The sequence below is a fragment of the Enterobacter sp. NFIX58 genome (genome assembly GCF_900110475.1).
Taxonomy (GTDB): Bacteria; Pseudomonadota; Gammaproteobacteria; order Enterobacterales; family Enterobacteriaceae; genus Enterobacter; species Enterobacter quasiroggenkampii.
Window position 1 is genome coordinate 1,113,598 of record NZ_FODW01000001.1, and the last position, 25,117, is coordinate 1,138,714.

The window sequence follows — 25,117 nt, forward strand, 5'->3', positions numbered from 1 at the left end:
TCGTTCATAAGGGTTTAATCATGTCTTTCATTCATCACACCAGGGATGGGCAACGTCAGCCTGTCGCAACGCCTTCGTTGCTGGCAGGCTGCATTGCTATGGCACTGACGCCAGCCGCCGCTTTCGCTGCATCAACAGCCGAAGATACCGTTGTTGTTGACGGCGGTTTTGACCAAACGCAGGATCCTTCCGCAAGTCAGGAGCGGGATTACAGCGTCAAAACCACCACCACCGGCACGAAGCTGTTGCTGGTTCCCCGCGATATCCCGCAGTCCGTCAGCGTGATTAGCCAGCAGCGCATGGCCGATCAGAACCTGCAGTCCATCGGCCAGGTGTTAACCAACACCACGGGCGTAACGGCGCAGGTGCAGGACAGCGACCGTACCGTGTTTTACTCGCGCGGATTTTTCGTCAGTAATTACGCCTATGACGACCTGCCAACCTCCATCAGCGAAGTGTGGAACTTTGGTGATACCGCCGCCGATACGGCGATTTATGACCGCATAGAAGTGGTCCGCGGTGCAACCGGCCTGATGTCCGGTACGGGCAACCCGGCAGCGTACGTCAACATGGTGCGTAAGCATGCGGACAGCAATGAATTCAAAGGCAATGTTTCGGCCAGCTACGGCAGCTGGGATAAACAGCGCTACGTGCTGGATCTGCAGGCGCCGCTGGTGGAGTCAGGTAAGCTACGGGGCCGGATGATCGCAGGTTATCAGGACAACGACAGCTTCGTGGATAACTATCACTACCGAAAGAAATTCCTCTATGGCGTGATGGATGCGGACGTCACCGACAGCACCACCCTCTCGGTGGGATACGAATATCAGGAAAGCCATACCGCCGACCCAACCTGGGGCGGACTCCCGACCTGGTACAGTGACGGGAGTAAAACCCATTACGATCGCAGCCAGACCGTCGCGCCTGACTGGGCCAGGTCTGATAAAGACAGCACCCGCATCTTCGCTAATCTGACGCAGCGTTTCGATAATGGCTGGGAAGCACACATTAACGGCATGCATGCTGAAACCAACTTCGACTCTAAGCTGATGTATATGTCCGGCTATCCGGATAAAGAGACCGGTGCAGGCATGGTTGGCTACGGCGGCTGGAACCGTGGCGAACGGAAACAGGATGCCGTGGACGCTTTCTTGCGCGGCGATTTCGATCTCTTCGGCCGTCAGCACGAAATGATGTTCGGCGGCAGCTTCAGTCGTCAGCGTAACCATTACGACAACTCAATGCCTGACGCGGTTTACGGCATGGTTGATGTGGGTAACTTTAAGAACTGGAACGGTAACATTGCCGACCCGCAGTGGACGCCGTGGAAACTCTACAGCCAGGACGACATTCGCCAGTCCTCAGCGTATACCTCCGCCCGCTTCTCGCTGGCCGATCCGCTGCATCTGATCCTCGGCGCACGTTATACCAACTATAACATCCGCTATAACCCTGCGGGCTCCCCGGACACCCGTCTGGAAAGTACCAAAGATGACGTGACGCCCTACGCGGGCCTGGTCTACGACATCAATGAAGACTGGTCGACCTACGTCAGCTATACCTCTATCTTCCAGCCCCAGGACAAGCGGGACGCCAGCGGACGCTATCTCGACCCTACTACGGGCAAAAGCTACGAAGCCGGTGTGAAAGCAGACTGGTTCAATACCCGTCTTACCACCTCGCTGGCGATTTTCCGCATTGAGCAGGATAACGTAGCAAGCAATACCTATACCTATATGCCGAGCGGTGAGTCGATTTACCAATCGCTGGACGGCGTAGTGAGCAAAGGGATCGAGTTCGAGCTGAACGGCGCGTTGACCGATAACTGGCAGCTGACCTTCGGCGCGACCCGCTACATTGCGGAAGATAAGAATGGCAACGCCGTCAGCTCCGATCAGCCGCGTACAACCATGAAGCTGTTCACCCGTTATCAACTGCCAATGTTGCCGGAACTGACCGTGGGCGGTGGCGTGAACTGGCAAAACAAGGTGTGGACTGATGTGGATGGCGCGCCGGCTGGCCGTACCCGCGCGGAGCAAGGCAGCTACGGGTTGGTTAACCTGTTCAGCCGTTATCAGGTCACCAAAGATTTTGCTGTTCAGGTGAACGTCAACAACCTGTTCGACAAAGAGTATTACGATTACGTCGGCTCTTATGTGGTTTATGGCGCGCCGCTGAACGTCTCGGTGAGCGCGAGCTACGACTTCTGAGTGTTAAGCCGGGTGGCGGCTACGCCTTACCCGGCCTACATTTGCATTTCGTAGGCCCGGTAAGCGCAGCGCCGCCGGGGATGACAAACAGCACAAATAAAAAAGGCAGCCATTCGGCTGCCTTAGTCTCCCCAGGGTCACAACTTAGTTGTTGCGGATGTACTCATCCATTTCGGTTTTCAGGTTATCGGATTTAGTACCGAAGATTGCCTGTACACCCGAACCTGCAACAACTACGCCAGCTGCACCCAGTTTTTTCAGACCCGGCTGGTCTACTTTCGCGACGTCAGCAACGCTCACACGCAGACGAGTGATACACGCGTCCAGGTTAGTGATGTTCTCTTTACCACCGAACGCGGCAACCAGTGCAGGAGCCATTTCGCTGGTCGCGCCCGCTTTGCTGTCTTCTGTCGCATCTTCACGGCCTGGGGTTTTCAGGTCCAGTGCTTTAATCAGCACGCGGAAGATGGTGTAGTAAACAACGGCATAGCACGCGCCGACGATTGGGAACAGCCACAGTTTGCTGCTGTTACCGGACAGAACGATGAAGTCGATCAGGCCGTGAGAGAAGGACGTACCGTCACGCATACCCAGCAGAATACAGATTGGGAACGCCAGGCCCGCCAGAATCGCGTGGATAACGTACAGGATCGGCGCAACGAACATGAAGGAGAACTCGATCGGCTCGGTGATACCGGTCAGGAACGAGGTCAGCGCTGCGGAGATCATGATACCGCCCACTTTTGCACGGTTCTCTGGCTTCGCAGAGTGCCAGATAGCAATCGCCGCTGCTGGCAGACCGTACATTTTGAACAGGAAGCCACCAGACAGTTTACCTGCAGTTGGGTCGCCCGCCATGTAACGTGGGATATCGCCGTGGAATACCTGACCTGCTGCGTTGGTGAATTCACCAATCTGCATCTGGAATGGAACGTTCCAGATGTGGTGCAGACCAAATGGCACCAGGCAACGCTCGATGAAGCCGTAGATACCAAACGCCACAACCGGGTTCTGGTAAGCAGCCCACTGAGAGAAGGTCTGGATAGCGGAGCCGATTGGTGGCCAGATGAAGGACAGGATCACGCCAGTGAAAATCGCTGCCAGACCAGAGATGATCGGAACGAAACGCTTGCCCGCGAAGAAGCCCAGGTACTCAGGCAGCTTGATGCGATAGAAGCGGTTGAACATATACGCTGCAATCGCACCGGAGATGATACCGCCGAGAACACCGGTGTCTGCCAGGTGTTTCGCAGCGATCTCTTCTGCCGGTAAATGCAGAACCAGCGGCGCAACCACAGCCATGGTTTTCACCATGATGCCGTAAGCAACCACTGCAGCCAGCGCAGATACGCCGTCGTTATTGGTGAAGCCCAGAGCCACACCGATCGCGAAGATCAGTGGCATGTTAGCAAAGACAGAACCGCCTGCTTCGGCCATCACATGGGACACTACGGCTGGCAGCCAGCTGAAGTTAGCAGAACCGACACCCAGCAGGATACCTGCGATAGGCAGTACGGATACTGGCAGCATCAGCGATTTACCGACCTTTTGCAGGTTAGCAAATGCATTCTTAAACATAATTGAGAGTGCTCCTGAGTATTTGTGCTTTTTTTACGCTTTCACGCATTGGCCCGGGGGGAGTACCGTGCCGTGGACAGGACATCTAAGCGCCCTTTATTTATTACACAGAGTAAAATAATTCCCTCTGAGTTTGTTTGACGGCTATCACGTTTCAGCTTAAGACGGTCGAAAAACTTTCAGTTATTTACAAAAAGCATGTCCGGATGTGTCTAAAAACAGCATCACCGCCCCAAATGAGGCGGTGAACTTTACTCGGTTTATTTATTAATTACGAGCCTAAAAAAAACAGGTGTATCAGACAGATTGCAGGCGGGCAGGGTCAATATGGAACAGCGTGGAGAAGTTTTCTGTCGTCACGCGGGCCAGCTCTTCGATGCTGACGCCCTTCAGGACGGCCATGTACTCAGCCACATCTCGCGTCATCGCGGGCTGGTTCTCTTTACCGCGATGCGGAACCGGTGCCAGATAGGGAGAATCGGTCTCTACCAGAATGCGATCGAGCGGAACATAACGTGCAGCATCACGCAGCTGCTCAGCGTTACGGAACGTCACAATCCCGGAAAACGAGATATAAAACCCCAAATCAAGCAGTTTACCCGCCGTTTCTCTGTCTTCTGTGAAACAGTGTAGTACGCCACCGCAATCCGTCACGTTTTCTTCCCGGAGGATCGCCAGGGTATCCGCACGCGCATCGCGGGTGTGGACGATAACCGGCTTGTTCAGTTCGCGGCCAATGCGAATATGGTTGCGGAAGGACGCCTGCTGGCGCGGTTTGGTTTCCGGCGTGTAGAAATAGTCCAGCCCGGTCTCGCCCATTGCCACCACGCCCTCTTCCGCCGCCAGACGACGCAAATCGTCAACGTCATATTCTTCATCCTGGTTCAGGGGGTGTACGCCGCAGGAAAACACCACGTTATCGCGAACGCCCACCAGCTCGCGCATCGTGCGATAGCCCGGCAGCGTCGTCGCTACCGCAAGGCAGAATTTCACATCGCGGGCGGCGGCTTTTTCCAGCACGTCATCCACGTTTTTATGCAGGGATTGATAATCCAGGCCATCAAGATGGCAGTGTGAGTCGACTAAAAACATAATGTCTCTCTCAGAGATGGGAAACCGGCGGTGTGGTGCCGGGTTGCAGGTAGTGTTCAATACGCAGTAACTGGTCGGTCAGTAAAAGCTCGCGATTAAGACCCGTCACGGTTAAAAGCTGTTCTCGGCTCTGGCAAATTTCATGAAGCATCGCATGAAGAATCGTTCCTGAGAGGCGGTTCGCCAGCGTATTCACCAGTGTCCACGCGTCCGGGTTGGTCAGCAGCGTTGCCCCTTGTTGAAGTTTGAGGGCATCCAGCAACAACGAGGCCAGCCAGTGCAGACGCTCAACGGCCTGATCGCTGTTAAGCGCAGGCAATACGCTTAGCCAGTCGTGGTTATTGAGTGCCATTTCGACGGCCCGGCAAAGCGTTTCTCGCTGCGACCAGACGTCAGGTTGCAGCAATGCCAGCGCCGCTGCGGGCGCGCCGCTGCTCAGGCGCAAGGCGGCCAGCGCACTCTCAGGTGACGTTGTCACCTCTCGCTCCAGCCAGCTCAGCGTCCACGATTCCTGAGGCACAGCAAGGTGATGGAGACGACAGCGGCTGCGCAGCGTCGCCAACAAGCGTCCCGGGTCACGGCACGAAAGGAAAAACCACGTTTTTACCGGCGGCTCTTCCAGGGTTTTCAGCAGGGCGTTAGCTGCCGCCTCGGTCAGTTGCGTGGCGTCTTTAAGCCAGACCACTTTAGCGCCGCCCAGCCGCGCGTGTTCGTACAATTTTTCACTGACTTCCCGCACGGCATCGATACCGAGGGCGCTTTTCCCCTTCTCCGGCTCAAGCGTGTAGTAGTCAGGATGTGTGCCCGCCTGCATCAGCTGACAGCCACGGCATTTGCCGCAGCTTTTATGCCCTTCCGGCTGCTGGCACATCAGAAAACGGGTGATGGCATAAATCAATGCATCATCGCCCATTCCCGGCAATGCCTGAATCAGTAACGCATGATGCCCCCGCCCCGCCTGATAGCTGCCGATCAGCTGTTCAAAGTGCGGGCGCAACCATGGATACCATTTCATGCCTGCTGCTCCTGCACCCACTGCGTCACGGTTTGCTGAATGTCACGCGTCACCTCATCCAGGGATTGCGTTGCATCGATGGTACGAATGGAGCTGTCCTGTGCGGCCAGCTCAAGATAGCGCGCACGGGTGCGGTTAAAGAAATCAAACGACTCTTGTTCAATGCGGTCGAGCTCGCCGCGCGCGCGGGCGCGTTTAAGACCCACTTCCGGGGTCACATCCAGATAGAGCGTCAGGTCGGGGCGAAAATCCCCCAGTACGGCATTGCGCAGCGTTGCCAGCATGGTCTGGTCGATACCACGTCCTCCGCCCTGATAAGCCTGAGTCGACAGATCGTGACGATCGCCGATTACCCACTTGCCATCGGCCAGGGCGGGTTTGATCACCGTCTCAACCAGCTGTACGCGCGCCGCGTAGAACATTAATACTTCGGCTTTGTCAGTGATAACTTCGTCGCCAACGGATTTAATATCCAGCACCAGGCTGCGCAGTTTCTCCGCAAGTTGCGTACCGCCCGGCTCGCGGGTGAAGACCATGTCGGCGACGCCAAGCGATTTCAGCGTATCCACCACCACGTTGCGGGCGGTGGTTTTACCCGCCCCTTCGAGTCCCTCAATGACAATGTATTTACTGCGCATTTTTTTCCTTAAGTGCCTTCAGATAGTCCTGAACAGAGCGATTGTGGCTGGCAAGGTTGGTGTTAAAGGTGTGTCCCCCTTTTCCATCAGCCACAAAATAGAGATACGGTGTTTTCGCCGGATGCGCGGCGGCTTTGAGAGAAGCCTCGCTCGGCGTGGCAATCGGGCCAGGCGGTAAACCGCTAATCACGTAGGTATTATACGCCGTTGGCGTCTCCAGATCTTTTCTGGAAATCTTGCCCGTGTAGCTCTCGCCCATGCCGTAGATGACGGTAGGGTCGGTTTGCAGGCGCATACCAATGCGCAGACGGTTGATAAATACTGACGCCACCCGATCGCGCTCGGCGGCAACGGCGGTCTCTTTCTCGATAATCGAGGCCATGGTGACAAACTGGTTTTGATCTTTATAGGGTAAACCCTCCATTCGCCCTTCCCAGGCCGCATCCACTGCGGCGACCATTTTTTTGTGCGCCCGCTTCAGGATCGCCACATCGGTCGTACCGGCGGTGTACATCCAGGTATCTGGCCAGAACCAACCTTCCACCCATTCGGGATGCTCAAACTTGAGCACGTCGGCCACCGTCTGGTAGCTGTCATCCTTCAGGGTATGTTTGATATACGGCGCATCGCGCAACTGTTTGAGGTAATCACTCAGGCGCATCCCTTCCACAAATCGCAGAGGGAACTGGGCTTCTTTGCCGCTTTCCAGCAGCTGCAGCATCTCTCTGACGGTCATTCCCGGCGTAAAGCGATAGGTACCGGCTTTGAAATGTGACAGTTCAGGCTCCACGCGCAATAACCACTGGAATACCCGTGGACGATTGATAATTTTATCACCGTAGAGCTGTTCCCCAAGCGCCTGGCGGCCGGTTCCCGCTTTCAGGGTAAAGATCGTTTCGTCTTTAACCAGGATCTTGCTGTTTGCCAGCTGGCGAACTTTCCATACGCCTGCTCCGCCAGCAACGCCCAGCGCAACAATGAGGAGAAGGACAAAGCGCAACATTTTTTTCATGACTATCTGGTTTGCTCACATATCGGGGCTAAAAACTGAAACAGCTCGCGCGACGACCAGCGTAGCTGGCCACAGGCGCGAACGGGCACAACAGGCATCAGCGCGTTGCAAATGATGACTTCATCAGCAGTCTGTAGCACCTCTTCCTTTGCGTTAACTTCGACAACGTGAAAGTCAGAGTGTGCCAGCTGCTGCAAACAGAATTGGCGCATTATGCCGTTCACGCCAGCCTGATCCAGCGCGGGGGTGAACACGTTCCTGCCCTGTCGCCAGAACAAATTAGCCGCACAGCATTCCGTAATGAACCCTTCGCTGTCAAGGACCAGCGCCTCATCAGCGTCCGTCTGTTCAAGATGAGTACGAATGAGCACCTGTTCCAGGCGATTGAGATGCTTAATCCCGGCCAGCATCGGGTTTCGTCCCAGTCGTACCGGGCTTAGCGTCAGCGTGACGCCGTCTTCTCGCCAGCGAGAGTAATGCGCGGGATAAGCAGACACGGAAAGAATACGCGTTGGGGCGAGACAAGATGCAGCGCTGTAACCCCGGCCACCACTGCCGCGGCTGATGATAACCTTGAGTACGCCGCTGTGCTTCCCCGATGCGAGCTGGCACATTTCCTGACGTAAGGTGTCCCAGTGCGTAAAGGGGATCATGAGCTTTTCACAGCCATGCTGTAGGCGTCGTATGTGCGCTTCCAGAAGGCAAACATGGCCATCCAGAATGCGCGCCGTCGTAAAGCAACCATCCCCGAACTGTACCGCCCTGTCGCTGGCAGGCAGCGTGTCCTGCTCAAGGCCATTGATTAAAAACATGGTGGCTCCTTATGCGTGGACGTTTAGTCTGGCAGGATGTCATGCAGTCGACAAGAAGATTAGCCTTAATAAAAAAGGTCCGGCAAGCGGACCTTTTTTAGTGCGATCGGAACGTCAGGATCAGATCTTTTTGAAGATCAGAGAACCGTTGGTACCGCCAAAGCCGAAGGAGTTACACAGGGTATACTCCATTCCGCTAACCTGGCGCGCTTCGTGAGGAACGAAGTCCAGATCGCAACCTTCATCCGGGTTATCCAGGTTGATGGTTGGTGGAACAGCCTGATCGCGCAGCGCAAGGATGGAGTAGATTGACTCTACTGCACCCGCCGCACCCAGCAGGTGACCGGTCATGGATTTCGTGGAGCTCACCAGTACGCGGCTGGCAGACTCGCCGAAGATAGACTTAACCGCCTGAGCTTCCGCTTTATCGCCTGCAGGTGTAGATGTGCCGTGCGCGTTGACGTAGCCAATCTGAGCCGGGGTAATACCCGCATCACGGATCGCGTTTTCCATCGCCAGCGCAGCACCTGCACCGTTCTCCGGAGGAGACGTCATGTGGTACGCATCGCTGCTCATACCAAAGCCAACGACTTCAGCATAAATTTTCGCACCGCGTTTTTTCGCGTGTTCGTACTCTTCCAGTACGATCATGCCCGCACCGTCGCCCAGCACGAAGCCATCACGGTCTTTATCCCACGGACGGCTTGCCGCCTGTGGATTATCGTTGCGGGTAGAGAGCGCACGGGCCGCGCCGAAACCGCCGACACCCAGTGGGGTACTGGCTTTTTCAGCACCGCCGGCAACCATAGCATCTGCATCGCCGTACGCAATAATGCGCGCGGCCTGGCCGATGTTATGTACGCCAGACGTACAGGCGGTGGCGATAGAAATGCTTGGCCCACGCAGGCCGAACATGATGGTCAGGTGACCTGCCACCATATTAACAATCGTGGACGGAACGAAGAACGGACTGATCTTACGCGGGCCGCCATTCATCAGGGATGTATGGTTTTCCTCGATCAGGCCAAGACCGCCAATCCCGGAGCCGATAGCGGCGCCGATACGGGTTGCGTTCTCTTCCGTAATCACAAGGCCAGAATCCTGCATGGCCTGAACGCCAGCGACAATTCCATATTGAATGAAGGCATCCATCTTGCGCTGCTCTTTGCGCGAGATGATCTCTTCACAGTTAAAATCCTTTACTAAGCCAGCAAATTTCGTTGCATAGGCGCTAGTATCGAAATGGTCGATTAGGCTGATGCCGCTCTGACCGGCAAGGAGAGCTTTCCAGGTGGACTCTACGGTATTGCCGACAGGAGACAACATGCCAAGTCCGGTCACAACTACACGACGCTTAGACACGTTTGTCCTCCAGGGAGGGATAAAAAAAGAGATTCGTGGGACTAAAAAAGATAAAACTCAGGCGGTCGAATGACCGCCTGGAGATGTTCACTTACGCCTGGTGACCGTTGATGTAATCAATGGCAGCCTGAACGGTGGTGATCTTCTCAGCTTCTTCGTCCGGAATCTCAGTATCAAACTCTTCTTCCAGAGCCATTACCAGCTCAACGGTGTCAAGAGAATCTGCGCCCAGGTCTTCAACGAAGGAAGCGGAGTTCACAACTTCTTCCTGCTTAACGCCCAGCTGTTCGCCGATAATTTTCTTAACGCGTTCTTCGATAGTGCTCATACTCTTAAATTTCCTATCAAAACTCGCTTTCGCGATGGTTTTCGTAGTGTATAAAATGTTGAAAAATTTGCAACTAAATCCCGGCAGTTCTTACCACGATTTTACGTTATTTTGAGGCCATTCGCCCTAATAACGCAAATATTTTTCATCGTGGTTAAACCATATACATCCCGCCGTTGACGTGGAGGGTCTCACCAGTGATGTAACCCGCTTCGTCAGAGGCTAAAAATGCAACCGCACTGGCGATTTCTTTAGGGTCGCCAAGACGACCCGCCGGAACTGCCGCCAGCGTACCCGCACGCTGCTCATCAGTCAGCGCACGCGTCATGTCCGTTTCAATAAAGCCCGGAGCAACAACGTTTACCGTAATACCGCGGGACGCGACTTCACGCGCCAGCGACTTACTGAAACCAATCAGACCGGCTTTCGCCGCAGCGTAGTTAGCCTGACCAGCATTTCCCATGGTACCAACCACAGAACCGACAGTGATAATACGACCATGACGCTTTTTCATCATAGCGCGCATTACCGCTTTTGACAGACGGAATACAGATGACAGGTTGGTTTCGATAATATCGTTCCACTCGTCGTCTTTCATTCGCATTAACAGGTTATCGCGAGTGATCCCGGCGTTGTTTACCAGAATATCCACTTCGCCAAACTCTGCGCGAATATTTTCCAGAACAGATTCGATAGATGCAGGTTCGGTCACATTCAGTACCAGACCTTTACCGTTTGCACCCAGATATTCACTGATAGCCTGAGCGCCATTCTCGCTGGTTGCTGTCCCAATCACCTTCGCGCCGCGCGCAACCAGTGTTTCAGCAATTGCACGCCCGATACCGCGGCTTGCGCCAGTGACCAGGGCAATTTTTCCTTCAAAACTCATGGTATTCCTCTTTTATTGCGAGAGTGCCGCTGACATCGCTTCCGGCTCGTTAATCGCCGAGGCTGTCAGGGTGTCAACAATACGTTTTGTCAGACCGGTGAGGACTTTCCCTGGGCCGACTTCATACAGATGCTCAACGCCCTGAGAGGCCATAAACTCAACGGTTTTGGTCCACTGTACCGGGCTGTAGAGCTGGCGAACCAGCGCGTCGCGGATAGCTTCCGGCGCGGTTTCGCATTTCACATCGACGTTGTTCACAACGGAAATCGTCGGTGCGTTAAACGTAATTTTTTCCAGCTCAACCGCCAGTTTCTCGGCAGCGGGCTTCATCAGCGCACAGTGAGACGGCACGCTGACCGGCAGCGGCAGCGCACGTTTGGCACCCGCCGCTTTACAGGCTGCACCGGCACGCTCAACCGCTTCTTTATGACCGGCGATAACCACCTGGCCCGGCGAGTTGAAGTTAACCGGAGAGACAACCTGACCTTCAGCAGACTCTTCACACGCTTTTGCAATCGCGGCATCATCCAGACCGATGATAGCTGACATGCCGCCCGTGCCTTCTGGCACTGCTTCCTGCATGAATTTACCGCGCAGTTCCACCAGACGTACCGCGTCAGCAAACGCGATCACACCGGCACAGACCAGGGCTGAGTATTCACCCAGGCTATGTCCTGCGAGCAGCGCGGGCGCTTTACCGCCCTGCTGCTGCCAGACACGCCACAGCGCAACGGACGCGGTCAGCAGCGCGGGCTGGGTCTGCCAGGTTTTGTTCAGCTCTTCGGCAGGACCCTGCTGGGTCAGCGCCCATAAATCATAACCCAGTGCATCAGAAGCTTCACGGAAAGTCTCTTCAATGACCGGATAGGTTGCTGCCATTTCAGACAACATCCCAACGGTTTGAGAGCCCTGCCCCGGGAACACAAAAGCAAATTGCGTCATTTTTTATTCCTTATCCTAGAAACGAACCAGCGCGGAACCCCAGGTGAACCCGCCACCGAAGGCTTCAAGCAAGACCAGCTGGCCCCGTTTGATTCGCCCGTCGCGTACCGCTTCATCAAATGCGCACGGTACTGACGCCGCAGAGGTGTTGCCGTGACGATCCAGCGTCACCACAACGTTATCCATCGACATACCCAGCTTTTTCGCGGTTGCGCTGATGATACGCAGGTTCGCCTGATGCGGAACCAGCCAGTCGAGCGCGGAGCGTTCAAGGTTATTCGCTTCCAGCGTTTCATCAACGATGTGCGCAAGCTCAGTCACCGCCACCTTGAACACCTCGTTCCCTGCCATCGTCAGGTAAATCGAGTTGTCCGGATTTACGCGATCGGCGTTAGGCAGGGTCAACAGTTCGCCATAGCTGCCATCAGCATGCAGATGCGTAGAGATGATACCCGGCTCTTCGGACTGCCCCAGCAGCACCGCACCCGCACCATCACCAAAAATAATGATCGTTCCGCGATCGGTCGGATCGCAGGTACGCGCCAGCACGTCAGCACCGATCACCAGCGCATATTTAACGGCACCGGACTTCACGTACTGATCGGCTACGCTCAGCGCATAGGTAAAACCTGCGCATGCGGCAGCGACGTCAAACGCCGGGCAGCCCTTAATACCGAGCATGTTTTGCACCTGGCACGCCGCGCTTGGGAAAGCATGCGTGGCAGACGTCGTGGCCACCACGATCAAACCGATCTGTTCTTTATCAATGCCCGCCATTTCGATAGCACGCTGTGCGGCTTCGTAACCCATGGTCGACACGGTTTCGTCTGGCGCGGCAATACGACGTTCACGGATACCTGTGCGCGTGACAATCCACTCGTCAGACGTATCTACCATTTTTTCCAGATCGGCGTTGGTACGCACCTGTTTTGGCAGGTAGCTGCCGGTACCTAAAATCTTCGTATACATGTACGCTCAGTCACTTTTAGCTAATACAGATCCCAGGCGAGCGGCAATCCGCTGAGGGACTTGTCGCTGCACCGCCTGCACTGCCTGTTCAATCGCGACAGCAAATGCTCGCTGATTGGCGGCACCATGACTCTTAATCACGATGCCGCGCAATCCTAACAGACAGGCGCCATTATACTGGTCGGGGTTGAGGTGACTGAATCGCCGCGTCAGGCTCTTTTGTAACCAACGCTTCAATAAAATCAGCCACCAGGCGCTTTTTTTGCCCTCTCCCTGTGATTTCAGCAGAGAAAGAAACATCCGCACGACCCCTTCCATGGTTTTCAACGTCACGTTCCCGGTGAAGCCATCGCACACCAGAACATCCGTTTTACCCGTCAACAACTCATTGGCTTCGAGATAACCAATATAGTTGATGGAGGGAACCTGTTTGAGCAATTCAGCTGCTTCGCGAATGCTGTCCAGGCCTTTGGTCTCTTCTTCACCAATGTTCAGTAACGCAACACGGGGAGTGTTGATCCCGACCACCTCTTCTGCCAGCACCGATCCCATGACGGCAAACTGAGCCAGCATTGTACTATCACAATCGACGTTCGCGCCCAAATCGAGCACTACCGTCTTGCCCTTCTGCTGATGCGGCAAAACCGTCACCAGCGCCGGACGCTCAATACCGTCAATCGGTTTGAGCAATAATTTCGACAGCCCCATCAGCGCGCCGGTATTTCCCGCGCTAACGCAAGCCTGGGCTCGACCTTCTTTCACCAGCTCCAGCGCAATCCGCATCGAGCTGCCGCGGCTGTTACGAATCGCCTGCGAGGGTCGGGCATCACTGGCAATAACTGACTGCGCAGGAATAATCTGCAGACGTGAACGTTGTTCAAAGTCAGCTTTTGCAAGTAATGGCGTGATTGTGTCGGGATTGCCGACTAAAAGAAGAGTGAGTTGCGAATTAGAATTCAGTGCCTGCAATGCTGCAGGCACTGTCACGGAAGGGCCAAAATCTCCCCCCATGACATCTAACGCCAGGGTTAGACGTGTCAAGGTATCGTCGCAGCCTGGTTCGGTAAGTTCCCCGTTTGCACGGGGAGCTCCTCACTAAGCCTAATCACGCTGACGCGTGATTACTTAGTGATAACCTTGCGGCCGCGGTAGAAACCGTCAGCGGTGATGTGGTGACGCAGGTGTTTCTCACCAGAAGTCTTGTCTACAGACAGGCTGGTAACTGCAGTCAGCGCGTCATGGGAACGACGCATGCCACGTTTGGAACGGGTTGGTTTATTCTGTTGTACGGCCATGGACCTTACTCCTCAATTACTTACGCTTTAAGCTGGCTAATACGGCAAATGGGTTTGGTTTTTGCGCTTCATCAGGCAGTTCCCCAAAGACCATGTCCGCCTCGGACACTTCACAGTGTTCAGAATCATGCACCGGAACCACTGGCAAGGTGAGGATGATTTCATCTTCAACCAGAGCCAGAAGATCGATTTCACCGAATTCGTTAACCTCAATCGGCTCATACGCTTCCGGGAGTGCTTCAGCCTGTTCGTCAGAACGAACCGGACTGAAACAATACGTTGTGTGAACATGCTGTACAAACGGTTTCCCGCAACGCTGACACTCGAGCGTTACCGTCACCTTTGCATCACCGGTTAAAACGGCGAGACGCTGGTTGTCGATAGCGAACGACATGGAGCATTCTACATCACTGTCCACACTGACTACGGATTCGGCAATACGCTCAGCCTGATCGGAAGTATAGATACCTTCGTAATCGAGGCGTTTTTGAGCCGTACGAACCGGATCAAGAGTCAGGGGTAATTTTACCTTTTGCATAGGGCGCGCATATTAACTTTGTAACGTCATAGAGTCAAAGAAAAAGGCAACCAGAGCTGCCTTTTGCCAATTATTCGCACACATTGCGGCCTGTAGTTTAAAATGGCTGGCATCGATACGCTATATCTGGTGATAAAAATATGCCAAATCTCGTCCTTGCTTCCACGTCTCCCTACCGCCGAATGCTGCTGGAAAAGCTCGGGATCCCGTTTGAATGCGCCGCGCCAGAGGTGGATGAGACGCCACTGCCGGGCGAGTCACCGCGCCATCTGGTGACGCGTCTTGCTAAGGAGAAGGCGCAATCGCTGGCCACACGCTATCCTTCGCATTTGATTATAGGCTCCGATCAGGTTTGCGTGCTGGACGGCGAAATCACCGGCAAGCCCCATACTGAGGAAAATGCCTGCCAGCAGCTTCTGCGTGCGCGCGGTACTATCGTGACCTTCTATACGGGCCTGGCCCTCTATAACTCCGCGTCAGGCCATCTGCAAACCGAGTGCGAGCCGTTCGACGTACACTTCCGTCATCTCAGCGAGCAAGAGATTATGGATTATGTGCGCCGTGAGCGACCGCTGAACTGCGCGGGGAGCTTTAAAAGTGAAGGATTGGGGATTGCGCTGTTCGACAAGCTGGACGGTCGCGATCCCAACACCCTGGTGGGGTTACCGCTGATTGCCTTGTGTCAGATGTTACGGCGAGAAGAGTGTAATCCGCTGACGATGTGACCTTCGCCGGGTGGCGCTGCGCTTACCCGGCCTACAAAACCGTAGGCCCGTGCAAGCGCAGCGCCGCCGGGCAAAATCAGCCGCGCAAAACCTTAAGACAGCGTTTCAGCTGCTCATCCAGCGGCGCTTCAATACGGATCACTTCACCAGTATTCGGATGGGTAAACTTCAGTGCTGCCGCATGCAGGAACAGACGCGACAGTCCCGTCCCCGCCAGCTGCTTATCAAACTCGCGGTCGCCATAGCGGTCATCAAACGCGATGGGGTGCCCTGCAAACTGCGTATGCACGCGGATCTGGTGGGTACGACCGGTCACCGGACTGCAGCGCACCAGCGTGGCAAACTCATAGCGCTCTTCAACCTTAAAGCGCGTCTCAGACGGTTTCCCTTCCTGGCTCACGCGGACAATACGCTCACCGCTTTGCAGAATGTTCTTCAGCAGCGGCGCCTGCACCACTTTTACATGGGACTGCCACTGGCCGCGCACCAGCGCCAGATAGTCTTTCTGCATCCCTTTTTCACGCAGCTGTTCATGCAGCGAACGCAGCGCGGAACGCTTTTTCGCCACCAGCAGTACGCCTGAAGTGTCGCGGTCAAGACGGTGCACCAGCTCAAGGAAGCGCGCTTCCGGACGCAGGGCACGCAGCCCTTCAATCACGCCGAAGCTCAGACCGCTACCGCCATGGACTGCCGTTCCTGACGGTTTATTCAACACCAGAATATGGTCGTCTTCGTAAAGGATGACATCGCTCAGGGCCGCCACTTTCTGCAGCTTCGGTGAAACGGTCTCTTCTTCACGCTCTGCCACGCGCACCGGCGGAATACGCACTTCGTCACCGGCTTCGAGCTTATACTCAGGCTTCACGCGTTTTTTGTTAACCCGCACCTCGCCCTTACGCAGGATGCGATAAATCATGCTCTTTGGCACCCCTTTCAGTTGGGTACGCAAAAAGTTATCGATACGTTGCCCCGCTTCATCGTCGGCGATGGCAACCATTTTTACGGCTGGAGTCTCTGTTTTCATGGTTGGCGATTCTAAATATCGACAGCCATTAGCGCCACTCATTTTTCTATGCTTATATTTACTTTTATCCGGCCTGTCCCCCGTTTCGCGCAACCGATTTGGTGGTTATTAAACCAATCGCCATTCTGAAGTGAAGAAACTGTGAGTAACCGGGTGATAATTGGTAAAAGTCATCTTGCTATAACCCGGCGAGCAGTGGAATAATGAGGCTGTTTTCCGTGTTAAATCCTGGTTAAGTAAGGATGTTGACGGAATGACCAATTTTGTCTGACCGATCATCCACGCAGCAATGGCGTAAGACGTATTGATCTTTCAGGCAGTTAGCGGGCTGCGGGTTGCAGTACTTCCCGGTATAAGGATTGTTCTCTGGAGAGTTCTACCCAGGCAATTCCCCTGATAATTGCGCTGTGTTTCCGTATGAAATACAGGCAACCGACACTCTGCGCCTCTTAAGCGAGCGACAACCGTGAGGTTGGCGACGTGAACAGACACGAGGCCATCGGTTCATACCCCGGAAAGCGTCACCTTGCCCGCAGCTTTGTCGTCAATGTAAGAATAACGAGTAAGTTACGATGAAAAGAATGTTAATCAACGCAACTCAGCAAGAAGAGTTGCGTGTCGCCCTTGTGGATGGGCAGCGCCTGTACGATCTGGATATCGAAAGTCCTGGACACGAACAGAAAAAAGCGAACATTTACAAAGGTAAAATCACCCGCATTGAACCAAGCCTTGAAGCTGCATTTGTCGATTACGGTGCTGAGCGTCATGGTTTCCTCCCTCTGAAAGAAATCGCCCGCGAATATTTCCCTGCAAACTACAACGCCCATGGCCGACCAAACATCAAAGATGTTCTGCGTGAAGGTCAGGAAGTTATCGTTCAGATTGATAAAGAAGAGCGTGGCAACAAAGGCGCCGCACTGACTACCTTTATCAGCCTGGCAGGGAGCTATCTGGTGCTGATGCCTAACAACCCGCGTGCGGGTGGCATCTCTCGCCGTATCGAAGGTGATGACCGTACCGAACTGAAAGAAGCGCTGGCAAGCCTTGAACTGCCTGATGGCATGGGGCTTATCGTGCGTACCGCGGGCGTCGGCAAATCCGCCGAAGCGCTGCAGTGGGACCTGAGCTTCCGTCTGAAGCACTGGGAAGCCATCCAGAAAGCAGCGGAAAGCCGCCCTGCTCCGTTCCTGATCCACCAGGAAAGCAACGTGATCGTGCGTGCCTTCCGTGACTACCTGCGTCAGGACATCGGTGAGATTCTGATCGATAACCCGAAAGTGCTTGAGCTGGCGCGCCAGCACATCGCCGCGCTGGGTCGTCCGGATTTCACCAGCAAAATTAAACTGTACACCGGTGAAATCCCGCTGTTCAGCCACTATCAGATCGAATCCCAGATTGAATCCGCCTTCCAGCGTGAAGTGCGCCTGCCGTCCGGCGGTTCTATCGTTATCGATACCACTGAAGCGCTGACCGCTATCGACATCAACTCCGCTCGCGCAACGCGCGGTGGCGATATCGAAGAGACCGCCTTCAACACCAATCTTGAAGCCGCTGATGAAATCGCCCGCCAGCTCCGCCTGCGCGACCTGGGCGGTCTGATTGTTATCGACTTCATCGACATGACCCCTGTTCGCCACCAGCGTGCGGTAGAAAACCGTCTGCGCGAAGCGGTACGTCAGGATCGTGCGCGAATCCAGATTAGCCATATCTCACGCTTCGGCCTGCTGGAGATGTCCCGCCAGCGTCTGAGCCCGTCGCTGGGTGAGTCCAGCCATCACGTTTGTCCGCGCTGCTCCGGCACCGGTACCGTGCGTGATAACGAATCGCTGTCCCTCTCTATCCTGCGTCTGATTGAAGAAGAAGCGCTGAAAGAGAATACCAAAGAGGTGCACGCGATTGTCCCTGTGCCAATTGCCTCCTACCTGCTGAACGAAAAACGTGCAGCGGTCAGTGCGATTGAAGCGCGTCAGGGTGGCGTTCGCTGCATCATCGTGCCAAACGATCAGATGGAAACCCCGCACTATCACGTGCTGCGTGTCCGTAAAGGCGAAGAGACGTCAACGCTCAGCTACCTGCTGCCGAAGCTGCACGAAGAAGAGATGGCCCTGCCTTCAGATGAAGAGCCAGCAGAGCGTAAACTGCCAGAGCAGCCTGCGTTAGCCACCTTCATCATGCCAGAAGCCCCACCGGAAGCAGCCCTGGAAAAACCAGCGGCCAAACCTGCGGCGCAGAAACCAGAAGCAACGGCAGCGAAAGCCCAGCCGGCACAGCTGGGTCTGCTGAGCCGCTTCTTCGGCGCGCTGAAGAAGATGTTTGCCGGTGAGGAAGTTCAGCCAGAGCAGCCGAAAGAAGAGCCAAAAGCGGCCAAGCCTGAACGTCAGCAGGACCGCCGTAAGCGTCAGAACAACCGCCGCGACCGTAATGACCGTAGCGATCGTAATGACCGCAGCGAGCGTCGTGACAACCGTGACAACCGCTCTGAGAACAACGAAGGTCGTGAGCAACGCGAAGACAACCGTCGCAACCGTCGCGAAAAACAGCAGCAGAATGTTGAAGATCGTGAAATTCGCCAGCAGGCGGGCGATGAGTCTGAGAAGGGCAAACAGCGTGACGACCAGCAGCCGCGCCGTGAACGCAACCGTCGCCGTAACGACGAGAAGCGTCAGGCACAGCAGGAAGTCAAAAACCTGAACCGCGAAGAGCTTGTTGAACAGCAGGACGGCGAGCAGGAAGAACGTACTCAGGTCATGCCGCGTCGTAAGCAGCGCCAGCTTGCTCAGAAAGTCCGCTTCGCCTCCGAAGCAACCGAAGAGTCAGCAATCGTCGCGGTTGAAAGCCGCGAGAGCGCAACCGGCACACAGCTGGCAAAAGTTGACCTGCCAGCGGTCGTTGATAACAACGTTGAGCAGGATGAAAACGGTGAAAACCGTGATAACGCCGGCATGCCGCGCCGTTCACGTCGTTCTCCACGTCATCTGCGCGTCAGCGGTCAGCGCCGTCGCCGCTATCGTGACGAGCGTTACCCGACTCAGTCGCCAATGCCACTGACCATTGCCTGTGCTTCGCCAGAAATGGCTTCCGGCAAAGTCTGGATCCGCTACCCGGTAGCGCGTCCGGAGCAGGTTGTTGAAGAACAGCCAGTTGCGGAAGAGATCATTGCACCTGCGGCAGCGGTAGAAGACGTTGTGACTGAAGCGGCAACCGTGGTTGAACCTCAGGTTGTTGAAGCGGAAGCACCTCAGGCAGCTGAGGTCGAAACCACGCATCCGGAAGTGATTGCCGCGCCGGTTGATGCCGCACCGCAGCTTATTGCTGAAGAAGATGTGGTGGTGGCTGAGGAAATCGCTGAAGAAGCTGAACCTGTAGCCGCCGTGGAAGACACCGCTGAAGCCATCGTCGAAACGACCACTGAAGAAATCGTTCAGGACGTGGAGATTGAGGTTGAACCGGTTGTTGAAGAACCGAAAGCGCCTGAAGTGAAACCTGAGCCGGTTGTCTCTGCGCCAGCCGCTGCCCACGTGGCGACTGCACCGATGACCCGCGCTCCGGCGCCGGATTACGTGCCAGAAGCACCGCGTCACAGCGACTGGGTTCGTCCGGCTTTCAGCTTCGACGGTAAAGGCGCTGCAGGCGGCCACAGTGCAACGCATCAGGCGACTGCACCCGCGACGCGTCCACAGTCTGTCGAATAACGACAAACAACGCTGAAAGTAAAAAGCCGACCTTAAGGTCGGCTTTTTTTATGGCTGCTGTACGGGCTTCCTCATTCCGGTCACCTCCGGCATGACCTGCCGCATCAGCTCAAGAAAACGCCGCAAGCGTGCCGGATAATAACGGGACCAGGGATAGACCAGATGCACCGGTAGCGCCGCTGGCTGCCACTCCGGCAGCAAATGCACCAGCCGCCCTTCCCGAATATCATCCTGTACCGTCCAGCTGGATACCACGGCCACGCCAAGGCCGGTAAGTGCCGTATTGCGTGCGACATACAGGCTGTCGGTGCTGAGCCGTGGCGTAATAGCAATCCGCGCGGTGGCGGACGTGGCATCGTGAAAAAGCTCCACGTGGCGCTGGTAGAAAGAGCTGATGGCTATCCAGGGAAACTGCTGCAAATCCTCCGGCGTATTCACCGCCGGGAAGCGGGCCAGCAGCGCTGGCGCGGCCACCACCGAGCGAGGCACTTCCGCCAGCAGCACGGATACGGTCGCCGGATCGACCTCCACGCCCACCCGAATAGCACAGTCAAGGTTGTCGCCGAGGAAATCCGCCGACCGATCGTTGAGCATCCACTCAATCGAAAGCTGCGGATAGCGTTGCAAAAATTCGGTTACGGGTTTCAGAAGCTGATCCTGACCAAACGCGTGCGGCGCCCGCACCCGCAGCACGCCTACAGGCTCATCTTCCGTCTGCCCTACCTCATCCTCCAGCGCCAGCCAGCTGTCAATCACCCGACGGGCGTGCTGATAGCAGCGCTCGCCGTCATCCGTTAGCCGCGTCGTGTGGGTGGTGCGCAACAACAGGCGCACGCCCAGCATGGTTTCAAGCGACTGCAACCGTCGGCTTACCGTGGCCTGGGTTGTTGCCAGCTGTCGCGCCGCCGCTGAGAGCGAACCCGCCTCGACAATGCGGACAAACGTCCGCATTAGCTCTACCCTGTCTATACGCTCAACTCTTTTCATCGCATTTTCATTTATACGTTCAACGTATAAGCGTTTTACCACCGGGCCCGCTACCGTCGCAAGGCGTACTGATAAAAAATAGCTGCACACGACGAATGAGGAACAACTTATGAACACAACAACAACTCCCCATGCTGTAAGCCGCTGGGTGATCTTTATGCTGGCTCTGGGGGCTGGCTTCAGCGTGGCATCAATCTATTACGCGCAGCCCCTGCTGCCGCTTATGGGTGCTGACCTGCATCTGAGCATTGAAGGTATGGGCCTGGTGCCAACATTAACGCAGGCAGGCTACGCGCTCGGCATCCTGTTCCTGCTTCCTCTGGGCGATCGCCACGACCGCAGGACATTAATTCTGATCAAAAGCGCGGCGCTGGCACTGTTTCTTCTCGGCTGTAGCCTGACCGGGCAGATCCATTCTCTTCTGCTGGCAAGCCTGCTCATCGGCATGGCCGCCACCATGGCGCAGGATATCGTCCCCGCCGCGGCCATTCTCGCACCGGAAGGTAAACAGGGGAAAACCGTAGGCACGGTAATGACCGGCCTGCTGATGGGTATCTTATTATCCAGAACCGTAAGCGGCGTGGTGGGCGAAGCGTTTGGCTGGCGCGTCATGTACCAGCTGGCGGCGGCGAGCATCGCGTTCATCGGGGTGATGATGTGGTTTGTGCTTCCCCGTTTTGCCATTCACTCCACGCTGAGCTACCCCGCGCTGATGCGTTCGATGGAGCACCTGTGGCGTCGCTATCCGGCGCTGCGCCGCGCCGCACTGGCTCAGGGTTTCCTGTCGATTGCCTTTAGCGCCTTCTGGTCAACGCTGGCGGTCATGCTGCTGGAACGCTACCATCTGGGTAGTGCCGTCGCAGGTGGTTTTGGTATTGCCGGTGCCGCGGGTGCGTTAGCTGCCCCACTGGCGGGAGGTCTGGCGGACAAACTGGGGGCCGGAAAAGTCACACAGCTTGGTGCCGTCCTTGTGACCGTCTCTTTCGCCCTGATGTTCCTGATGCCCGCATTGGGCGTTCATGGACAGCTGATGCTGATCGCCATCTCTGCCGTCGGGTTCGACCTGGGCCTGCAGTCCAGCCTGGTCGCCCACCAGAACCTGGTGTACAGCCTTGAACCGCAGGCGCGTGGTCGTCTCAACGCCCTGCTCTTTACGGTGGTCTTTATCGGGATGGCGCTGGGATCCGCGTTAGGCAGCAATATCTACTCGCTGGCTGGCTGGACGGGCGTGGTCGCGCTGGCCACCGTCTGTGGCGTCATTGCGCTGGCCATCCGTCTGATAGAAAGTGCGCGTGTCGCCTCCGTACCGGCGGAAGCCGCATAAAAAAAATGCCCAATCCAGACGGATTGGGCAGTAAAACATGCCCAGTTTCAAGACATGTTCCAAGAGGTCAAGATGTTATTTGTTCAGCTGGAACAGAGACATGCCCTGCATATCGCTAAACGCTTTATAAGACGCCTGCAAGGCCGCCTGCTGCATGGTGTAAGAGGAAATCGCTTCGTTCCAGTCGACATCAACCAGGTCGCTCATCTGCTTGGTCTGACCCAGCGCGCGGTCATCGCCCAGCGTATCGAGTTTTTCCAGCTCGTTCATCTTGGTGCCCACATCCGCAACGACCGTCAGAATATTGTTCTGGGAGTTTTTAATGCCGATTTGCGCATTGGCAATCACCTGGCTTTGCGCCGTTGCGGCAGCCGGATCGTTCTCAATCGGCGTCTTCAGCGACGCAATCGCAGAATCCAGGATTTTGAACATGTTCGTCTCGCCATATCCACCGCCCGGCAGCTGTTCCGCATTACTGGTAATGCTTTCGAAAATTTGCTGCCCGGTATGGCTAATGGCCATATTACGCGCCGTATCAACCTGCTGCGTGATGGCCTCAGCGCCGCCGTTATAATCCCCGGTCGCGGCATCAAACGGTGCGCTCTCGGTTTTGTATCCCGCAAAGATAAAGCGACCATTACCATCCGTCGTGTTGGCCAGGTTCATAAGCTGATCGCGGATCCCCTGAATATCGGTCGCCAGAGAAAGACGGTCGTCATCGCTTAATGTGCCGTTCGATGCGTAGACGAGCTTCTCGCGCACGCTTGAGATCGCGGTGTTCACCTGAGTTAACACGTTATCTTCCAGCGAGACTTTTTGCGTGGCGAAGGTACGCGCAAGCGCGAACTGGCTGTTTTGCGACTGCGATTGTGACAGAACGATGGCCTGCGACGCGGCGATAGGATCGTCCGACGGACGGTTGACGCGCTTGCCGGTGGACATCTGTTCACCGTAGCTCAGCCATCTGCTCTGGGAATCGGTGATCCCACGCATGTTCTGCTCATACATCATCTGGGTGCTAATACGCATTGTTCACCTCAACCTTAACGAATGTTGATAATTGCATCGAAGAGCGTACTGGCAGTCTGGAGAACCTGGGCGTTCGCCAGGTAATACTGCTGATAACGCTGCAAATTGCCATACTCTTCGTCGAGGTTTACCCCAGAGATGGTCTGCTGCTGCTTGATTAACTGCGTCTCTACGTTAGCTTTCGTCTGGCTGCTCACCTTCAGTGACGCCGTTGAGCTACCCACGGTACTGACGAGAGAGGCATACGCATCGTTGAAGGTTTTGTTGCCCCCCACGACTTTCGCGTTTTGCAGATCGAGCAGTTTCTGGCCGTTACGGTTATCACTTTCGCCGCCGTTCTGCACTGACGCCATCGCCAGTTTGGACTCGTCGCTGATCGCCAGATCCATGTTCATGATGACGTCGGAAACCGGCTTCACGGTAAAGCTGTCTTTGGTATTTGCCGTGCCGCTCACGTTGACGTTAAGGCCATCAAACGACAGATTGCCGCTGGCATCCGGGCTCATCGTAAAGCTGGTTTTGTCTGATGTACGGGTGATCGTCCAGTCAGTGCCGTTGAACTGCAGCTTATAGTCTGTCGCCTGGACCTGTTTGCTGTCCGTCACAGAGGCCGTAACAACCGCCGATCCGCCGTTCTTGCTGTTGGACAGTACCGCCGGAGAACCAAAGTTGAACAGCTTACCGCCCGCATCACCGTTAGCGTCAAAACCGGCTTCATGCTGCGTGTTCATCGAATCGGCAAAGGCCAGCGCCATCTGGTTCAGGGTATTACGGGCTTTATCCAGATCTTCCGTACGGAAAGTCAGTAAACCGCCTAATGAACCGGTGGTGATCATTTTTTCCGGGATCTCGACGTTCCCGGCCACGTCATCGACATAGGCCACGGTAGTACGGGCCGGATCGGCACTCGACTTCACGGCAGCCAGCTGGTTGGCTTTGCTGCCCTGTACCAGGCTGTAACCGTTGCCGAAAGAGATGTTAAACGTGCCGCTATCCTGGACAGAGACTTCCACGCCGACGATTTTGTTCAGCTCATTGACGAGCTGATCGCGCTGATCAAGCAGATCGTTAGGCGATGCGCCCGCGCCGACGCCGGTCAGACGGGAAATCTGATCGTTCAGATTGGCAATCTGTTTGGCATAGTTGTTGATCTGAGAAACGCTGGTGCTAATCGCGGTATTGACCTGCGTATCCTGGTCGCGAAGATACTGATCGTTGGTTTTGAACTGATTGACCAGACCGCCCGCTTTACCCAGCACCGTCTGACGTGCCGCCGGGTCTTCCGCGTTGCTCACCAGCGTTTGCAGACTCTTGAAGAAGTCCTGCAGCGTGGTGGAGAGCGAGTTGGTGGTATCGGAGAGCACGTCGTCGATTTTTGACATCTGCTGGTAGCGCGTCGTCAGGCCGCTGCTCTGCGTCTGCGCGGCGCGCAGCTGGTTGGTGATGAAGGCATCATACTCACGCTGGACACCGGAGACATACACCCCGTTACCCACCCAGCCACCGCCGGTCAGCGTGCTGTTAGATGCGCCCAGCACCGTGGTCTGGCGGGTATAGCCTGCCACGTTATAGCTTGAAATATTATTACTGACGGTATTGAGTGCCGACTGCGCAGCACTGAGGCCACTCATGGCGCTGTTAATCAAACTGGACATG

22 protein-coding genes are annotated in these 25,117 nt (G+C 55.5%); 4 read left to right on the forward strand and 18 right to left on the reverse strand.

Translation table 11 applies throughout. The features are described from left to right. Nucleotides 1-20 precede the first annotated feature (20 nt). The gene (gene fhuE / locus BMW97_RS05460; RefSeq protein ID WP_045910207.1) at nt 21-2,210 is read left to right on the forward strand and encodes a ferric-rhodotorulic acid/ferric-coprogen receptor FhuE; all 2,190 of its coding nucleotides are present in this window, start codon (nt 21-23) and stop codon (nt 2,208-2,210) included. 144 nt (nt 2,211-2,354) lie between these two features. On the opposite strand, the gene ptsG is transcribed toward fhuE, so the two are convergent. From ptsG to yceD, 14 genes are all read right to left on the reverse strand, one after another. After that, the gene (gene ptsG / locus BMW97_RS05465) at nt 2,355-3,788 is read right to left on the reverse strand and encodes a PTS glucose transporter subunit IIBC (protein ID WP_008500788.1); all 1,434 of its coding nucleotides are present in this window, start codon (nt 3,786-3,788) and stop codon (nt 2,355-2,357) included. Between the two features lie 297 nt (nt 3,789-4,085). After that, nucleotides 4,086-4,880, reverse strand: coding sequence for a metal-dependent hydrolase (locus tag BMW97_RS05470; protein WP_045910206.1), 795 nt, complete (start codon nt 4,878-4,880; stop codon nt 4,086-4,088). A 10-nt stretch (nt 4,881-4,890) separates the two neighbouring features. Beyond that, the gene (gene holB / locus BMW97_RS05475; protein WP_045910205.1) at nt 4,891-5,895 is read right to left on the reverse strand and encodes a DNA polymerase III subunit delta'; all 1,005 of its coding nucleotides are present in this window, start codon (nt 5,893-5,895) and stop codon (nt 4,891-4,893) included. After that, nucleotides 5,892-6,533: a dTMP kinase gene (gene tmk / locus BMW97_RS05480; RefSeq protein ID WP_045910204.1), complete on the reverse strand. Its 642-nt coding sequence runs from the start codon at nt 6,531-6,533 to the stop codon at nt 5,892-5,894. The genes holB and tmk overlap by 4 nt, the downstream gene beginning before the upstream one ends. Next, nucleotides 6,523-7,545 carry a cell division protein YceG gene (gene yceG, locus BMW97_RS05485; protein ID WP_045910203.1) on the reverse strand — a complete coding sequence of 341 codons (1,023 nt, stop codon included), beginning with the start codon at nt 7,543-7,545 and terminating at the stop codon, nt 6,523-6,525. The genes tmk and yceG overlap by 11 nt, the downstream gene beginning before the upstream one ends. A 2-nt stretch (nt 7,546-7,547) precedes the next feature. Further along, nucleotides 7,548-8,357, reverse strand: coding sequence for an aminodeoxychorismate lyase (gene pabC / locus BMW97_RS05490; RefSeq protein ID WP_045910202.1), 810 nt, complete (start codon nt 8,355-8,357; stop codon nt 7,548-7,550). 120 nt (nt 8,358-8,477) lie between these two features. Further along, nucleotides 8,478-9,719, reverse strand: a complete 1,242-nt coding sequence (gene fabF, locus BMW97_RS05495; protein WP_045910201.1) for a beta-ketoacyl-ACP synthase II — start codon at nt 9,717-9,719, stop codon at nt 8,478-8,480. 91 nt (nt 9,720-9,810) lie between these two features. After that, nucleotides 9,811-10,047, reverse strand: coding sequence for an acyl carrier protein (gene acpP / locus BMW97_RS05500; RefSeq protein ID WP_003857954.1), 237 nt, complete (start codon nt 10,045-10,047; stop codon nt 9,811-9,813). A 154-nt stretch (nt 10,048-10,201) separates the two neighbouring features. After that, nucleotides 10,202-10,936, reverse strand: coding sequence for a 3-oxoacyl-ACP reductase FabG (fabG, locus tag BMW97_RS05505; RefSeq protein ID WP_008500795.1), 735 nt, complete (start codon nt 10,934-10,936; stop codon nt 10,202-10,204). Nucleotides 10,937-10,948: 12 nt separating this feature from the next. Continuing rightward, a complete protein-coding gene (gene fabD, locus BMW97_RS05510; protein WP_045910200.1) occupies nt 10,949-11,878 on the reverse strand; it encodes an ACP S-malonyltransferase in 930 nt (309 codons plus the stop codon). A gap of 15 nt (nt 11,879-11,893) precedes the next feature. Further along, entirely contained in the window at nt 11,894-12,847 is a 954-nt protein-coding gene (locus tag BMW97_RS05515) for a beta-ketoacyl-ACP synthase III (protein ID WP_008500797.1), read from the reverse strand. Between the two features lie 6 nt (nt 12,848-12,853). Next, nucleotides 12,854-13,888: a phosphate acyltransferase PlsX gene (plsX, locus tag BMW97_RS05520; protein ID WP_063621375.1), complete on the reverse strand. Its 1,035-nt coding sequence runs from the start codon at nt 13,886-13,888 to the stop codon at nt 12,854-12,856. Nucleotides 13,889-13,968: 80 nt separating this feature from the next. Then, on the reverse strand, nt 13,969-14,142 hold the full coding sequence (gene rpmF, locus BMW97_RS05525; protein ID WP_003857964.1) for a 50S ribosomal protein L32: 174 nt from the start codon (nt 14,140-14,142) through the stop codon (nt 13,969-13,971). 16 nt (nt 14,143-14,158) lie between these two features. Further along, nucleotides 14,159-14,680, reverse strand: coding sequence for a 23S rRNA accumulation protein YceD (gene yceD / locus BMW97_RS05530; RefSeq protein WP_014883375.1), 522 nt, complete (start codon nt 14,678-14,680; stop codon nt 14,159-14,161). Between the two features lie 140 nt (nt 14,681-14,820). Here yceD and BMW97_RS05535 point away from each other — a divergent pair, with 140 nt between their 5' ends. Then, on the forward strand, nt 14,821-15,405 hold the full coding sequence (locus BMW97_RS05535; protein ID WP_045910198.1) for a Maf family protein: 585 nt from the start codon (nt 14,821-14,823) through the stop codon (nt 15,403-15,405). A gap of 76 nt (nt 15,406-15,481) precedes the next feature. On the opposite strand, the gene rluC is transcribed toward BMW97_RS05535, so the two are convergent. Further along, complete coding sequence (gene rluC / locus BMW97_RS05540) at nt 15,482-16,429, reverse strand: 23S rRNA pseudouridine(955/2504/2580) synthase RluC (RefSeq protein WP_048027428.1); 948 nt, start codon at nt 16,427-16,429, stop codon at nt 15,482-15,484. 572 nt (nt 16,430-17,001) lie between these two features. Between rluC and rne the strand changes: the two genes are divergently transcribed. Next, nucleotides 17,002-20,121, forward strand: coding sequence for a ribonuclease E (gene rne / locus BMW97_RS05550; protein ID WP_045910196.1), 3,120 nt, complete (start codon nt 17,002-17,004; stop codon nt 20,119-20,121). Between the two features lie 48 nt (nt 20,122-20,169). On the opposite strand, the gene BMW97_RS05555 is transcribed toward rne, so the two are convergent. Continuing rightward, a complete protein-coding gene (locus BMW97_RS05555) occupies nt 20,170-21,108 on the reverse strand; it encodes a LysR family transcriptional regulator (RefSeq protein ID WP_045910195.1) in 939 nt (312 codons plus the stop codon). A gap of 109 nt (nt 21,109-21,217) precedes the next feature. Here BMW97_RS05555 and BMW97_RS05560 point away from each other — a divergent pair, with 109 nt between their 5' ends. Continuing rightward, the gene (locus tag BMW97_RS05560) at nt 21,218-22,432 is read left to right on the forward strand and encodes an MFS transporter (protein WP_045910194.1); all 1,215 of its coding nucleotides are present in this window, start codon (nt 21,218-21,220) and stop codon (nt 22,430-22,432) included. A gap of 75 nt (nt 22,433-22,507) precedes the next feature. Here BMW97_RS05560 and flgL read toward each other — a convergent pair whose 3' ends face one another. Further along, entirely contained in the window at nt 22,508-23,461 is a 954-nt protein-coding gene (gene flgL, locus BMW97_RS05565) for a flagellar hook-associated protein FlgL (protein WP_045910193.1), read from the reverse strand. A gap of 14 nt (nt 23,462-23,475) precedes the next feature. Further along, nucleotides 23,476-25,116 carry a flagellar hook-associated protein FlgK gene (gene flgK / locus BMW97_RS05570; protein WP_045910192.1) on the reverse strand — a complete coding sequence of 547 codons (1,641 nt, stop codon included), beginning with the start codon at nt 25,114-25,116 and terminating at the stop codon, nt 23,476-23,478. Nucleotide 25,117 lies beyond the last annotated feature (1 nt).

Excerpts from the sequence above, each read along its gene's own strand:
- fhuE (WP_045910207.1), top strand. The coding sequence starts at position 21 with ATGTCTTTCATTCATCACACCAGGGATGGGCAACGTCAGCCTGTCGCA.
- ptsG (WP_008500788.1), bottom strand. The coding sequence starts at position 3,788 with ATGTTTAAGAATGCATTTGCTAACCTGCAAAAGGTCGGTAAATCGCTG.
- BMW97_RS05470 (WP_045910206.1), bottom strand. The coding sequence starts at position 4,880 with ATGTTTTTAGTCGACTCACACTGCCATCTTGATGGCCTGGATTATCAA.
- holB (WP_045910205.1), bottom strand. The coding sequence starts at position 5,895 with ATGAAATGGTATCCATGGTTGCGCCCGCACTTTGAACAGCTGATCGGC.
- tmk (WP_045910204.1), bottom strand. The coding sequence starts at position 6,533 with ATGCGCAGTAAATACATTGTCATTGAGGGACTCGAAGGGGCGGGTAAA.
- yceG (WP_045910203.1), bottom strand. The coding sequence starts at position 7,545 with ATGAAAAAAATGTTGCGCTTTGTCCTTCTCCTCATTGTTGCGCTGGGC.
- pabC (WP_045910202.1), bottom strand. The coding sequence starts at position 8,357 with ATGTTTTTAATCAATGGCCTTGAGCAGGACACGCTGCCTGCCAGCGAC.
- acpP (WP_003857954.1), bottom strand. The coding sequence starts at position 10,047 with ATGAGCACTATCGAAGAACGCGTTAAGAAAATTATCGGCGAACAGCTG.
- fabG (WP_008500795.1), bottom strand. The coding sequence starts at position 10,936 with ATGAGTTTTGAAGGAAAAATTGCCCTGGTCACTGGCGCAAGCCGCGGT.
- fabD (WP_045910200.1), bottom strand. The coding sequence starts at position 11,878 with ATGACGCAATTTGCTTTTGTGTTCCCGGGGCAGGGCTCTCAAACCGTT.
- BMW97_RS05515 (WP_008500797.1), bottom strand. The coding sequence starts at position 12,847 with ATGTATACGAAGATTTTAGGTACCGGCAGCTACCTGCCAAAACAGGTG.
- rpmF (WP_003857964.1), bottom strand. The coding sequence starts at position 14,142 with ATGGCCGTACAACAGAATAAACCAACCCGTTCCAAACGTGGCATGCGT.
- yceD (WP_014883375.1), bottom strand. The coding sequence starts at position 14,680 with ATGCAAAAGGTAAAATTACCCCTGACTCTTGATCCGGTTCGTACGGCT.
- BMW97_RS05535 (WP_045910198.1), top strand. The coding sequence starts at position 14,821 with ATGCCAAATCTCGTCCTTGCTTCCACGTCTCCCTACCGCCGAATGCTG.
- rluC (WP_048027428.1), bottom strand. The coding sequence starts at position 16,429 with ATGAAAACAGAGACTCCAGCCGTAAAAATGGTTGCCATCGCCGACGAT.
- rne (WP_045910196.1), top strand. The coding sequence starts at position 17,002 with ATGAAAAGAATGTTAATCAACGCAACTCAGCAAGAAGAGTTGCGTGTC.
- BMW97_RS05555 (WP_045910195.1), bottom strand. The coding sequence starts at position 21,108 with ATGAAAAGAGTTGAGCGTATAGACAGGGTAGAGCTAATGCGGACGTTT.
- BMW97_RS05560 (WP_045910194.1), top strand. The coding sequence starts at position 21,218 with ATGAACACAACAACAACTCCCCATGCTGTAAGCCGCTGGGTGATCTTT.
- flgL (WP_045910193.1), bottom strand. The coding sequence starts at position 23,461 with ATGCGTATTAGCACCCAGATGATGTATGAGCAGAACATGCGTGGGATC.
- flgK (WP_045910192.1), bottom strand. The coding sequence starts at position 25,116 with ATGTCCAGTTTGATTAACAGCGCCATGAGTGGCCTCAGTGCTGCGCAG.